At 35.6% G+C, this 14,491-nt stretch carries 12 protein-coding genes; 10 read left to right on the plus strand and 2 right to left on the minus strand.

The window, feature by feature from the left end:
- The first annotated feature begins 72 nt into the window (after positions 1-72).
- The 9 genes from EK386_RS08330 (at position 73) to EK386_RS08370 (ending at position 9,767) form a co-directional block, all read left to right on the plus strand.
- Positions 73-588, plus strand: a complete 516-nt coding sequence (locus EK386_RS08330; protein WP_126658704.1) for a YfiT family bacillithiol transferase — start codon at positions 73-75, stop codon at positions 586-588.
- Positions 589-839: 251 nt separating this feature from the next.
- Entirely contained in the window at positions 840-2,480 is a 1,641-nt protein-coding gene (gene abc-f / locus EK386_RS08335) for a ribosomal protection-like ABC-F family protein (protein WP_126658705.1), read from the plus strand.
- Positions 2,481-2,597: 117 nt separating this feature from the next.
- A complete protein-coding gene (locus EK386_RS08340) occupies positions 2,598-4,202 on the plus strand; it encodes a spore germination protein (RefSeq protein WP_126658706.1) in 1,605 nt (534 codons plus the stop codon).
- Entirely contained in the window at positions 4,177-5,292 is a 1,116-nt protein-coding gene (locus EK386_RS08345; RefSeq protein ID WP_281274252.1) for a GerAB/ArcD/ProY family transporter, read from the plus strand. Before EK386_RS08340 ends, EK386_RS08345 begins: the two co-directional genes overlap by 26 nt.
- Positions 5,289-6,500, plus strand: coding sequence for a Ger(x)C family spore germination protein (locus tag EK386_RS08350; protein WP_126658707.1), 1,212 nt, complete (start codon positions 5,289-5,291; stop codon positions 6,498-6,500). Before EK386_RS08345 ends, EK386_RS08350 begins: the two co-directional genes overlap by 4 nt.
- Before the next feature lie 155 nt (positions 6,501-6,655).
- Complete coding sequence (locus tag EK386_RS08355) at positions 6,656-7,513, plus strand: EAL domain-containing protein (protein ID WP_126658708.1); 858 nt, start codon at positions 6,656-6,658, stop codon at positions 7,511-7,513.
- 22 nt (positions 7,514-7,535) lie between these two features.
- Positions 7,536-8,513, plus strand: a complete 978-nt coding sequence (locus tag EK386_RS08360) for a GGDEF domain-containing protein (protein WP_246027626.1) — start codon at positions 7,536-7,538, stop codon at positions 8,511-8,513.
- Between the two features lie 243 nt (positions 8,514-8,756).
- On the plus strand, positions 8,757-9,020 hold the full coding sequence (locus EK386_RS08365; RefSeq protein WP_126658710.1) for a CD3324 family protein: 264 nt from the start codon (positions 8,757-8,759) through the stop codon (positions 9,018-9,020).
- Positions 9,021-9,131: 111 nt separating this feature from the next.
- Complete coding sequence (locus tag EK386_RS08370; RefSeq protein WP_126658711.1) at positions 9,132-9,767, plus strand: FusB/FusC family EF-G-binding protein; 636 nt, start codon at positions 9,132-9,134, stop codon at positions 9,765-9,767.
- A 140-nt stretch (positions 9,768-9,907) separates the two neighbouring features.
- Here EK386_RS08370 and EK386_RS08375 read toward each other — a convergent pair whose 3' ends face one another.
- Positions 9,908-10,678, minus strand: a complete 771-nt coding sequence (locus EK386_RS08375) for a TSUP family transporter (RefSeq protein ID WP_126658816.1) — start codon at positions 10,676-10,678, stop codon at positions 9,908-9,910.
- Between the two features lie 243 nt (positions 10,679-10,921).
- Positions 10,922-12,439: an NAD(P)H-hydrate dehydratase gene (locus tag EK386_RS08380; RefSeq protein ID WP_158674395.1), complete on the minus strand. Its 1,518-nt coding sequence runs from the start codon at positions 12,437-12,439 to the stop codon at positions 10,922-10,924.
- Between the two features lie 375 nt (positions 12,440-12,814).
- Between EK386_RS08380 and EK386_RS08385 the strand changes: the two genes are divergently transcribed.
- Positions 12,815-14,464: a peptide ABC transporter substrate-binding protein gene (locus EK386_RS08385; protein WP_126658713.1), complete on the plus strand. Its 1,650-nt coding sequence runs from the start codon at positions 12,815-12,817 to the stop codon at positions 14,462-14,464.
- The last annotated feature ends 27 nt before the right edge of the window (positions 14,465-14,491 follow it).

Raw genomic sequence — 14,491 nt, forward strand, 5'->3', positions numbered from 1 at the left:
TCTATTTTTTGAAGGAATCTGAACAATTATCTCGAACCATTACATAAAACGATAGAGAAAAGAGTGATACATATGAGCAATATGAAATATCCAATTGGACAATTTGAAGCGCCGACATATATAACGAGGGAACAGCTGAATGGATGGATCACGGATATTTCAAATTATCCGGATCAATTGATGAAGGTTGTTGGAAATATAAAAGAAGATGATTTAAATCGCACTTATAGAGAAGGGGCTTGGACAATTAAACAGCTAGTGCATCATATAGCAGATGCACAACTGAACTACTATATGCGTATTAAGCTAGCGTTAACGGAAAACAACCCAACGATAAAACCATTTGAAGAAAATGAATGGGCGCAGTTACCAGATACAGAGCTTCCAATAGCGGCTTCATTAAAAATGATTGCTGGCATGAATGAACGATTGGCTTATTTGCTTCAAAGCATTACGGATGACCAATTTAAAACGATCTTTACACATCCTATAGTAGGGATCCAAACAATTCAAGAAACAATTGCTTTTTGTGTATGGCATACAAATCATCATTTAGCGCATATCAAAAATGCCTTAAAGGACAGCTAGTTTATGTTATAATGGCAATATCAGGTATGAAGGGAAGATGGGTGGCCAATGATTAACTAATCTTATTTTTAAATTTTGAAGTGAATGAAAAAATTTCAAAACAAAAAATAGGATTAGTCTGCCCATTTTTCCATAATCGTTCGTGAAGCTATGTTCGTCGATAGCTTTTTTTGAGCATGATAAAAGTGCGACTAATCCTTCCATTTATAAGATGGGAGGATTTTTTTCTCCCATTAAAAGGAGAGACGCTTATGCAAGAAATTTTAAAAATACAAAATATCAGCTATGAATTAATGGATAGAGTTCTTTTTGAAAAAATGAGTGCTACTGTTCATCAAGGGGAAGTAATCGGGATTATTGGTAAGAATGGTGTGGGTAAATCCACATTACTTCAACTAATAGCAGAAACACTTCAGCCAACGACAGGGCAATTAATATGGTTACAAAATGGACTATCTATAAAAACCGTTGAACAAGAAATAGAAGATTACACATCACCCGTGCTGGATACAGAGGAAGCTAAAATTTTATCAAAGTGGCAAGTTCCTTCGAATGATTTTTCTTCCCTTAGTGGAGGAGAAAAATTAAAAGCCCGACTTGCAAAAGGTTTTGCAACAAAGGCACAACTTCTTCTTCTAGATGAGCCAACAAATCATTTAGATCAACAAAGTACACAATTTTTAATTGATCAAATTCAACAATATAACGGTACAATTCTCCTTGTATCCCATGATCGACACTTCCTAGATAAGGTCGTTACAAAAATATGGTCGATCGAAAACAAACAACTAATTGAACATAAGGGAAACTATACAAGTTATATGAAGATTCGTGAAAAAAGAAGACAATCCCAAGCTAGGGAATATGAGAAACAACAACAAATGATTCAAACCATTGAAGGTCAATTAAACGAGCTTTCTAATTGGTCCCAAAAAGCCCATGCCCAATCTACAAAACAAGAAGGCTTTAAAGAATATCATCGTGTCAAAGCAAAGCGAACAGATGCCCAAATTAAATCTAAGCGAAAACGACTTGAAAAAGAACTGGAGAAGGCAAAAGTTGAAAAAGTAGAAGCAGAATACGAAGTGAAATTCACCATCAATGCTCATGAGAAAAAAGGGAAGCGTTTTTTAGAAGTAAAAAATTTAAATAAGTCTTACGAGAATAAGATCCTTTTTAGAAATGTTAATTTTACAATTCAACACGGGGAAAAGGTAGCGTTAGTCGGTCCAAATGGAAGCGGCAAAACGACACTACTTAACATTTTAATGGGACTTGAATCTTATGAAGGGGACGTTTGGATCTCCCCATCCGCAAAAATTGGCTACCTTACACAAGCAGTATTCGATTTACCACTAGATAAAACGCCTAAAGAACTTTTCTACCAGGAGACCTTTGAACAACGGGGAAAAGTCCAAAATTTAATGAAGCATTTAGGGTTTTCCAAAAGTGCATGGGAAGAACCAATTCGCCATATGAGTATGGGCGAACGAGTGAAGTGCAAGCTGATGGTATACATTTTAGAACAAAAAGATGTACTGATACTAGATGAACCAACAAATCATCTAGACCTCCCATCACGAGAACAACTAGAGGAAACCTTATCAAACTACGATGGTACATTGCTCATTGTATCTCATGATCAATATTTTGTAGATAAAACAACGACTTCCAAACTAAAAATCGGTAATGGTCATGTTCACAAGGTTTTAAACAACACGGTGGAGAAAAAAGATAAACAAGAAGAAACGATTTTAAAACTAGAAACAGAAAGACAAGAAGTATTAGGAAAGCTAAGTTTTATGACACCAAAAGATTCACAATACGCTGAGTTTGATCGAAAGTTTAATGAACTAACGAAGCAAATCAATAAATTAAAATCGAGTAAATAATGTTTGAAGGAGCCCTAGATATTTTTTGGGCTCCTTTCCTTTTTTGTGTATGGGAAATATTTCACGAAACATACTAATCATACTATTGTTCCAAAACAATGAAAGTAGGTGATTTGTATGTCACCGTTCTTTAAGAAGAGGACGAAAGCTACTCAACCGAAGCAAACAATTCCTAAAAGTGAAATTATGATTAATAACGAAAATAAACAAGTTTCCTCATGCCTAGAAAAAAACGTAGAGCATTTTGAAGAAATTTTTAAAAATGATATGGATTTTCTCGTTCGAAAATTCTACCTTTTTGAGACAAAACCAGCAGCACTTTTATGCTTAAAATCGTTAGTTGGCAAGGAAGAAATTGAACGAGATATTATTAGACCGCTACAAGAGAAAATTTTAGGTCCAGAAAATCAGGACGTTCATTACATTACTGAAAACATCCTTTACTCTTCTGATGTGAAAATCGGAAAAGAGATATCGAACCTGATTGCAGCAATCACTACAGGAAAAGCGATTATTTTTATTGATGGATTAAGTGAATCCCTTGAAATCGATGTGAAGTTACCGGATAAAAGAAGCATTGAGCAACCCGAAACGGAACGCGTTGTACGTGGTCCGAGAGATGGATTTATTGAACAAATCAATACAAATATTGCATTGTTACGCTATCGGTTACCTGTACCAGAATTCAGGATTGAAAAGACTGAGGTCGGAACTCGAACAAGAACGAATGTCGCGGTATGTTACATGGAGGATATTGTAAACGAAGACCTTTTGCAGGAAGTAAAAAAAAGAATTGATGCCATTCAAATGGATGGGGTTTTAGATGCGGGATATATCGAACAATTTATACAGGACAATCCGTGGTCCCCATTTCCGCAAATTCAAAATACGGAAAGACCGGATAAGGCAGTGGGTAATATCTTAGAAGGACGAGTTGCAATTTTGGTAGAAGGGAGTCCATTTGTTTTAATTGCTCCAGCCACATTTAATCAATTTTATCAAACGAGTGAAGATTACAATGAACGATGGATAATTTCTTCTATCGTTCGTTTCATTCGTATAATGGCACTTATTTTCTCGTTAACCTTTTCTTCATTCTATGTGACAGTACTTTCATTTCACCCTGAATTAATACCTGCAAGCTTCGTTGTCGCAGCATCTAGTGGTCGGCATGGGGTACCGTTTCCGGTATTTGTTGAGGTGCTATTAATGGAACTTGCAATGGAAATTTTGCGAGAAGCTACAGTACGAATGCCTCAACAAGTCGGTGGAGCATTATCCATTGTAGGGGTTTTAGTTGTAGGACAAGCTGCTGTACAGGCGGGATTTGTCAGTCCCATAACAGTAGTAATTATTGCGTTATCAACAATCGGCTCCTTTGCAACACCTTCTTACAATGCAGCTACGGCTTTTCGAATGTTACGGTTCTTCTTAATAATTTTAGCCGGGACATTTGGTTTGTTAGGTTTAGCAGTAAGTTTAATGCTTGTAATAAATCATATGATTAGTCTTCGTTCTTTTGGTGTTCCATTTATGTTTCCGTTTGCGCCTGGAAATGCAAATGCAATAAAAGATTCAATTATTCGAGCGCCATTTCACTGGTTAAAAACACGACCAGAAAGTTTAAATCCGAAAAATAAAAAACGAGTTGGTGGGCGAGTGAAAGATAAAGCTCCTTATAATTTTCTAAATGAGGATGGTGATAACTCTGAAGAAACATAGTGATTCACTTACCTCTACTCAATTGGCTATTATAATAATGGGTACAATTCTAGGTGTTTCAATGTTAGCAATACCAAGAGCTATAATAGATAAAGTTGGGAATGCAGCACCACTTGCAAGTCTAGTAGGTATTGGTCTATCATCTATCGGTTTACTAGGACTAATCTATCTAGGAAAGAGATTCCCGCAACATACTTTTATTGGTTATAACAAGATTATTTTAGGTAAAACAATTGGAAGTTTATTTATGATTGTTTATCTAATGCTGTCTGTTATTTTAATTGGATTAGACACTAGGCAGTTTGCAGAAGTACTTGTGGGAGGATTACTTCCAAATACACCGATTCACTTTTCAATATTTTTTATGCTACTTCTGTGTGCAGTCATCAATTATAGTAATGTATCGACTTTTGCCTATATTCACTTTTTCTATCTTCCATTAATCATTTTACCTTTGTTGGTAGTGATTTTGCCTACTTTTAAGGATATCGAGTATTATCATTTATTACCGATTAATGGACATAACTTATCGCTAAACGGTTTTATGTCTGGGGTAGTTACTATGATGGGAGGTATATCAAATTATTTTGTTATTTCAATGGTAATCCCTTACTTGAAAAATCCAAAAAAGAACGCAAAGGGTGGGATTTGGGGATTTTTCATCGGAACATTTTTAGTTTTATTACTCAATACGGTAGCGCTTGGAGCATTCGGTGATCAAAAAATTTTAGAAATGATGTGGCCAACACTAGTACTAGCAAGAATGGTTGAAGTTCCGGGGGAGATTGTAGCGCGGATAGATGCAATTTTTATTATCTCATGGATCTTTGCAGTTTTTACAACACTTCTTTCCTATTATTTTATCGTTGTTCGCGGTGTAGCAGAAATGATAAATTCAAAAAATTATCGGTTCATTTCTGTCGGTACGTTTCTAATAGCATTTCTGATTGCCCTCATTCCAAGCGACATTTACGATGTTTATAACTATCTGCTATTCCTATGGGTAGGTGGTGTAATTTTTTATATTTTATATGTCATATTGTTAGTTGTGTTAGCGAAGGTCCTGCGAAAGAAGGGAAGTGCAGTATGAATAAACGTGTAATTCTTATATCTCTTCTTTTTTCAACCTATTTTTTAACGGGATGTTGGGATCGCTATGAACTCGAAGAAAGAGCAAATATATTAGGCTTGGCTATTGATGTGATGGATGAAGAAGCAGAAAATTTTACGGTGCCTGAAATCACTTATAAGGAAGAGAATATTCCAGATGAATATAAGGAACCTATTATTAAATTAACTGCTCAATTAGCGGTTCCAGGGAAGATTAAACTCGGTCCAGAAGGTGGTGGGGGTGGAGATGGGTCTGAAAAAACTGCATGGGTCGTACAAACTGTAGGCTCTTCATTGAAAGATGCGATGACGAACTTGCAACAACAGCTAGCTGAAAAATTGTACTTAGGCCATCTCCAAATTATTGTCTTAAATGAAAAAGTGGCGAAAAGAGGAACGGAGGATATTAATGATTTCCTTAAACGAGAATACGAAGTCAGAAGAACAGCTTGGATGGTTGTTAGTGAAGATAAAGCTGAAGAAGTGCTACAGGCAGCTCCTCCTATTGAAACTGTTCCAGCTTTGTATTTATCGGACACACTGAAGAACTCAATGCGTTTTGGGAAACTACCTAGAGAACATTTGGGGAGATTCTGGTTAGATATAGAGGATATTGGAATTGGCGGTTCTATTCCATATATAACAGTGATTGAGAATGACCGTATTATGGTGAGTGGATTAGCTTATTTTAAAGGGGATAAAATGGTAGGGCATATGACTCCCTTTGAGATAGGGGTTTACTTAGCGATGCAGGGGAAAAATCCAGGTGGCTATGCGATAGCAGTAAACACGGATGATGGAGGAATCTATATCGGTGAGTCATCTGTAAGGAGATCCGATATAAAGATAAATGTAAAAGATGGACAACCCAGTGCACAACTAAATGTCGAAGTTGAAGTGACCATTGAAGAGGAAACGAAGGCAAATGATCTGGATAATAAAAAGGTAAAGAAAATAGAAAAGGAAATGGAGAAAAGTGCTGTTGAGAAATTTGAAAAAACCATTAATAAGTGGAAAGAAAATGAATCAGATGTTCTTGGTATAGGGGCAAGAACTCGTGCGGAATTTCCGCATTACTGGGATGAACAAGTGAAAACCGATGAAAATTGGAGCCAAATCTTTAAAGAGATGAATATTGAAGTAAATGTAGAATGTCAAATTGAACGTGCTGGAATGGAATGGAAGTAATAGTTTGAAGGCTTCAGATGAGTGAAGCCTTTTTCTTATGGTTCTAAGCGAGCCGCTTGCGCTTTTCTTTTTACAATCATTAATGGAAAATTAATACGGTATTAATAGTTGAGGCATATAATAGGAAATAATCCCCTTAAGAACAAGGAGTCATTATGAATTCTGTATCGTATCCAAGAGGCTATTCTCTTAATCTATTTTCCTACCTCAAATATTTGAATAAACGTCGTCATGAAGATTTTCTTTATTACAAAAGATATAATGAGCTGAAAAAAATTATAAAAAATGAAAAGCTCAACACGTTATTTCAACCTATTGTTAATCTCCAAACGAATGAAACGTTTGGTTTCGAGGCATTAAATCGCCCTTTGCAATCACAGCTATTTGCAAATCCTGATCAATTTTATGAATTTGTCGGACAAACGGATATGGTCTTTCAGTTTGAAAAGTTTTGTAGAAATCTATCCCTTAAACGGTTTATTGCTCGACTCACCCAACAAGAAATAGAAAGGGATTTTACGTTATTTCTAAATATCCATCCCCACGTTTTACTAGACAAAAACTATCACGGCGGTGAAACGTTACAACTATTGAAGGAAATTGGTATACAGCCCGATCAGGTAGTGTTTGAGTTAACGGAACGAAGCGCTGTAACGGATTTTAAAGAATTTGAACGGGTTCTTTCGAATTATCGTTCTCAAGGTTACCGTATTGCAATTGATGATGTAGGATCTGGCTATAACAGTTTGAAAACGTTAATTTACTTAAAACCTGAGTTTATTAAATTAGATCGTTCATTAATTCAATACATAGATAATAGTCAAGCAGGGCAACAATTAGTCTCGCTTATTTATAACTATGCAGTGCAATCCAATACAAAAATCATTGCGGAAGGTATTGAGAGAATAGAAGAAATACAATATCTTCAATCTGTAGGGATTCATTTTGGACAAGGGTATGCACTTGGAAGACCAGATGAAAATATAAAACTGGGAAATGTTCCGCTCTTATAATAAGTGTAAGGATGAGGAAATGGTGAAAAAAGGTAAAGTGGTAACAAATATCGGGCGCATTGCAAAAACAGTCCCCTATATTGACCCGTTTGTAAAAAATAAGGAAATAGACAAATTATTTACCGAAAACCCAGATATGCGATCAATTGTAGTCGCTCATCAAGAGAAGCCAGTTGCACATATTACAAGAACGCATTTTTATCAAAAGATAGGTACTCAATATGGCTATAACTTATATATGGGAAGAGAAAGTAAACTGATTGCTAATACGAACCCATTGATCGTCGACTACTATCAATCCATTACAGAAGTTAGTAAAGTCGCAATGGAAAGAAAAGAAGAAGATCTATATGATGATGTCATCGTTACAAAGGATGGTAAATTTGCAGGGGTTGTCAGTATTCGTGCATTATTAATGAAGTTTGTAGAAATTCAAGTAGAGCAAGCGAGTTACTTAAATCCATTAAGTAATTTACCTGGCAATCATTTAATTGATAAAAAGTTAAATGAGACGTTACGACTTGAAAAATACAGCATCATCTATTTTGACTTAGACCATTTCAAAGCATATAACGACCTTTATGGATTTAAAAAAGGTGATAAGGTGCTATTACATCTTACTGAGATTTTAAAAAGATCCATTCAACAAGGAGGATTCTTTTTAGGACATATCGGTGGAGATGACTTTATGGCCATTATTCCTCATTATGAAGTAGACGATCTATGTGCTAAGGTTATTAAAGACTTTGATGAAACGATACCGAAATTTTATAAGTCGGAACATCTAAATGATCCAAATTTCAAAATGAAAGGTCGATCAGGAGAGATGGAAAAATTCGCAATTATGTCCTTATCAATTGCTGTCCTAACAAATGAATTCATCCAATTTGAAACGATAGAAGACCTATCAAATAGCGTTGCCGCTGTAAAAAGAAACTGTAAAAAAATCAAAGGAAGCTGTTATTTAATTGATGAATGTGATTGCATTCAGAAAGTATAAAATATAATCGGATGCGAAAACGTCAATTGTTTTCCATTCGATTTTTTCGTTATATAATAAGAGAAAATATTGAAGGATGTGATGGCAATGGCAAATAGCAATTTGTCACTTAATGCAAAATCTCATGCAAAGCCTATGAATAATATGGCGATACTTTGCGTGAGATAAGGTTTTGTCTATCGCCTAGTTATTCACAACGCTTTGCCCTTTCACTTTGAACAATAAAGTAAAGGAGAGTAACAAATGCGTTACGTGAATGCACTGGATATTTTACCAAAAGAACTATTAGAAGAACTTCAACAATATGTTCAAGGAGATTTAATCTATATTCCAAAACCTGAAAATAAACGCACAAAATGGGGTGTTTTATCAGGTGAAAGGAAGAGATTGCAAGAACGAAATGAACAGATCAAGAAGCTCTATAAAGAAGGCAAGTCGATACAGACGCTGGCAGAGCAACATCATCTATCTGTAGAGACAATCAAAAAAATAATCTATAGAAAATGATTAGCTGGTGCATATGCCAGCTTTTTTTATGTACAGTTTATTTTTAAAAATTGTTGCCAATTGTAGTTTTCTTCACTTTTTTGTACGCTATAGCGAGAAGGAGTGTTTAATATGGAATTTATAACGACCTCGCAATACCAATTAGTAAAAAAACAAGCTAAAAAAATCGTAAATGCCTTTACATCATCCAAAGATCAAAAAGTCATTGATGCAATACAAGCGCTTGTCCAAGAAGAAATCAACGACAAAATCCAATTTCATGACATAGAACAACAATTAACACTACAACCGATTTTTGATTTAAAAACAAAAGAACAAGCAGAACAATTTATTCAGCATATAAAACCTTATGTGATCCCGTTCCAGCAACCGACAGAAAATGAATTAAAAAAGCTTTTCCCAAAAGATAAAAAACTTAAATTGCCAAAGCTTGCCCAAATCGATTGGCAAGAAATTTCGTATTTAAGTTGGTTTGATTCAGGGACAAATCGAAAGTATCTTGTTTATCGAGAAGAGGGCGTACTAAAGGGAGTGCGCGGTGTATTTAGCAATCTTGAAAAAGTGGGAATATGTACAGTTTGCAATCGGCATGCAAAGGTGGGGCTATTATTAGTCTCAAAATCAGGTAATGTGATGGGGACGTATACAAAGCGCGGAAATTATATTTGCGAAGATAGTGATGCGTGTAATGAGGCGTTATCCGATTTAAATAAATTTTATAACTTTGTCGAAAACCTAAAATCATGAAATAACAGACCATTATATACGACTTAAATTTTATTAAGTGTCGTCTACGCATAATTTTAAATAAGTCGTATATAAAAGTCGGCAATCTCTTTTCTGGACGACTATCAAATGAATTGTAGTTTGTCCCGTTTAATCAATACTTAACGATTAAAATAATCAAACGTATTCTTTGCTAGCAATAAAATAGTTACAGCAATAAATAGTAATCGCACATAATTACTACCACGCTTAATGGCAAACTTAGAACCGCAAAGCGCTCCGAAAATTTGAGCGACTCCCATAATTAGTCCATAGGCAAAGTTAATTTGTCCTAAAAATAAAAACATCACCAAGGCACCAATATTACTAGCGAAGTTTAAAAATTTTGCGTTTCCAGCTGCCTTTAAAAAATCAAATCCAATCATTAAAAAGGCGAAGATCAAAAAGGAACCTGTACCTGGACCAAGAAACCCATCGTAAAAGCCAATAGCAGAAACCAAAAGTAAAAAACCGATATACTTTTTCGTCGTTAACTTTTTGAATGTTGAAATGCTACCCCAATCTTTTTTGAAAATTGTATAAATCGCTACTAGGGCTAGCATGATGAGCATGAGCGGTTTCAATAAATTCGGGTCTAATAAATGAACGATCCATGCCCCAACCATCGAAGCAACAAAGACAATCGGAAATAATTTCCCAATCGTTTTTAAATCCATCTTCCCCGAGCGATAGAAGGTAATCGTACTCGTTAAGGACCCCATTGTTCCGGCTAATTTATTCGTAGCCACCGCAGCAGAGGGACTTAATCCTGTAAACATCAACGCAGGTAGAGATATTAGACCGCCCCCACCAACAACGGAATCAATAAATGCAGCTAAAAATCCAAAAAGAAATAAAATTAAAATAAGAGACGGATCTAAATCAAAAATCATCAATTCAATCAACCTTCCATATGCTGTATACACCTTTGAAGTATCCAAACTAATATTAGACCTAACAATTTAGGGAATCAAGCCGTCTATATAGATTTACTAGATTGGGTGAGGATGAGAGATGAGTGTTTAGTAAAAATTACTAAGCCTCCTTAAAAATTAATAATGCGCACAATCCCACATTTCATCAAAAAAGAACCCTTCTAAATCGTGTTACTTAGAGAGATTCCTTTTTAACATTCGCTATAAGTTTTTTGCAATGTACTCAATCACATCAGTTGGTGTAATGCCATAGTGAGAGCGCTCATTTCCTAATTTTTCAGCAGCTATCGCATGATAAAAACTCGCCGCTTGCATTGCTTCGAGAGGGGAGGCACCTTGAGCTAAAAATGAAACAATTAACCCTGTTAACACATCACCACTGCCACCTTTTCCTAACGCATCATTACCATGAGGGTTAATCCAAAGTTCGCCCTTAGGTGTGGCCAATATTGGACGGTGCCCTTTCAATAATAGATAGATTTCGTGCTGCGTTGCGAACTCTTTTGCAATTTGTAGCCTGTTTTTTTCGATTTCAGCAACAGTAGGCCCGGTTAATGTTGCCATTTCACCTGGGTGTGGCGTTAGAATGACATTTTCAGGCACCTTTTTATTAGCATCTATAAGCTGTTTGAAAAAATAAATTCCATCTGCATCGATGACGATGGGCTGTGTAGTTACTTTAGAAAAGAGTGATTCTAAAAGTTCCTCTCCATTGATTTCCCTACCAAGACCTGGTCCGAACGCAATCGATTTAAATTTAGAAAAGTCTAATGTGTGAGGAAGTGTTATTTTAATCTCGCCAGTTAAAGGGAACAACAAGCTTTCGGGACATTGAGCTGCTACAATGGGATAAATTGTTTCGGGAGTTGCTAATGAAACGAGTCCAACCCCTGAATGAAAGGCAGCTTTAGCTGAATAAATCGGGGCACCGACGTAAGGAGTACTTCCCCCAACAATAAGACAATGACCAAATGTCCCTTTATGACCGTGTGGATCTCTTTTTGGAAGTGCTTGATATGCAACTTTTTCGTCTAAAAGTTGTGGTAAATCTAAATTTAATGACACGACGAGGTTCTCCGGTACAGAAATTTCCGCAGCTTTCCATTCCCCAATAAACTTTGGCCCGTCCCCAACAAAAAAACCAATTTTAGGCATTACAAAGGTAATCGTTTTGGATGCCTTTACAGCAATATTGTTTACTTCTCCGGTAGTTGCATTCACTCCTGATGGTATATCTACAGCATAGATTGGTTTTGGTGATTGATTAACCAATTCAATTATTTCTTTAATTGGACTACGAACTTCACCATTTATGCCAGTGCCGAGTAAGGCGTCAATTATAACATCTGCTAAAAGGATGTGGCTGTTAAGTAGTTCAATGTTTTCCTCTGTAAAAAAGTGAAGAGGGAGACCGCGTTTCTTATATACATTAAAATGAATTTTTGCATCTCCGGTTAATTTAGATTGTTCAGTCGCAAGCCATAACTGCACAGGATAGCCTATATCCATTAGTTTTCTAGCGATAACAAAACCATCCGCGCCATTATTTCCAGACCCTGCAAGAATGACAATGGTTGTTTTTAATTCTGGAAAATCACGGACAATTTCTTGCACAACTGCCCCTCCAGCGTTTTCCATCAGCACAACTCCAGGTAGCCCTATCGTTTCCATCGTGTACTGATCAAGGAGTTGCATTTCTTTTTGACCTGCAATATACATGTACATACCTCCAGTAAATTACATTTCTTCAAACTTTATATAAAATTTTTTATTATTCTAATTTTAACATATAAAATATAGTTGCTAATATTTCCATGGAGTTATATAATTGATGCAATTTTCAGGCAATTATAGAAATGATTGATGTACGTACATCTTTGTGATGTGTAATATAGTTTGCTACTTTGATATATTAGCAATTTAAATCGTTAAGCAGATAAAATGCTTATATAAAAGTGATTATATTAGAATAGCGAATAATTTAAATTTTCCTAGAATAATAACTTTTTAGTTTATTTGTAAAAGATTATTTGATATGATGGTCTTGTTCTCTATTATCTGAAAATAGAGAAAAGAAAAATAAGGGGGATTCACATGCAAAAAAAGAATCTATTTTTAATGCTGATGTTACTATCTTTAACACTAGTTTTAGCAGCATGTAACTTCGGTGGAGAAAAAGAAGAACCAGCAAAAGAAGATAAAGATGGTACTACTGAAGAAGCTACAGGTTCAAAAGAGCTTAACTTAGTTGTTACTTCGGAGCCACCGTCAATGCACCCGCAATTAGCGACAGACAGTACTTCAAGTGCTGTGTTAAAGCAAATTTTTGAAGGTTTAACAACTTATAAAGATGGTCAAGTAGTTAACGGTATGGCTGAAAAAATTGAAACAAGTGAAGATGGTTTAGTTTATACATTCACTTTAAAAGATGCAAAATGGACAAATGGAGAGCCAGTAACGGCTGAAGACTTTGCTTATGCTTGGACTTTTGCAATTACTCCAGAAAATGCATCTGAATATGCTTCTATCCTATTCCCAATTAAAGGCGCTCAAGCTTTCAACGAAGGTAAAGGTTCATTAGAAGACGTAGGTATTGAAGTAGTAGACGAAAAAACATTAAAAGTAACGTTAGAAAACCCAACTCCATATTTCTTAGAGTTAACAGCGTTTAAAACGTACTTCCCAGTTCATAAAGCAACAGCAGAAGCAAACGAAACTTGGTATGCTGAAGCTGGTGAGAACTATGTTACAAACGGACCATTTACTTTTGCTGAATGGCAACATGGTGGTTCAATGACTTTAGAAAAAAATCCTAACTATTATGCAGCTGATTCAGTTGCTTTAGACAAAGTAAACTTCACAATGGTTGAATCTGAAACAACTACTGCAACTATGTTTGAAGCTGGTGAAATCGATTTCATCGGTGCTCCATTCCAAACCGTAGCGCTTGATTCAATTGATCGTTACAAACAAGATGGAATTTTAAATATTTCGGACTATGCAGCAATCTATATGTACAAATTCAACACAACTGCTGAATTTACGTCTAATGCAAACATCCGTAAAGCATTAGCATTAGCAATCGACCGCCAAGGGTTAATCGATAACATTACAAAAGGTGAACAATCACCAGCTCTAGGTATGGTACCTGCAGCGATTAAAGGCTTTGAAGAAGATCGTGGTTATATTAAAGATAACGATATCGAAGAAGCGAAAAAAGCTTTAGAAGCTGGTATGAAAGAACTTGGAATTTCTGATCCAAGCGAAATTAAACTTAACCTTTCATTTAATACAAGTGAAGCACATGCAGCTATCGCGCAATTCATTCAAGAAGGCTGGCGTACAAATCTAGGAATCGAAGTAACTCTTGATAACTCAGAGTGGCAAGTATTCTTAGATAAATTAAGTACTTTAGATTACCAAATCGGTCGTTTAGGTTGGATTGCTGACTACAACGATGCATACACATTCTTAGAAATGTATGACTCTGCGAAAAATGGTAACAACGATACTGGTTGGGAAAACCCAGAGTATACTGCTTTAATAAAACAATCTAACGCTGAAGCAGATGCTGACAAACGTTTCGAAATTTTAAAACAAGCAGAATCTATTTTAATGTCAGAATTCCCAGTAGCACCAATTTACTACTACACTAACCTTTCTGTTAAGAAAGACTATGTTCAAAACATGGAACAAGATCAACTTGGTAACATTTACCTTAAATATGTAGATGTAACAAAATAATCTATTCATTTAGGAAAAGGTTACTAC

The sequence above is a fragment of the Lysinibacillus antri genome (genome assembly GCF_003977595.1).
GTDB classification, from domain to species: domain Bacteria; phylum Bacillota; class Bacilli; order Bacillales_A; family Planococcaceae; genus Ureibacillus; species Ureibacillus antri.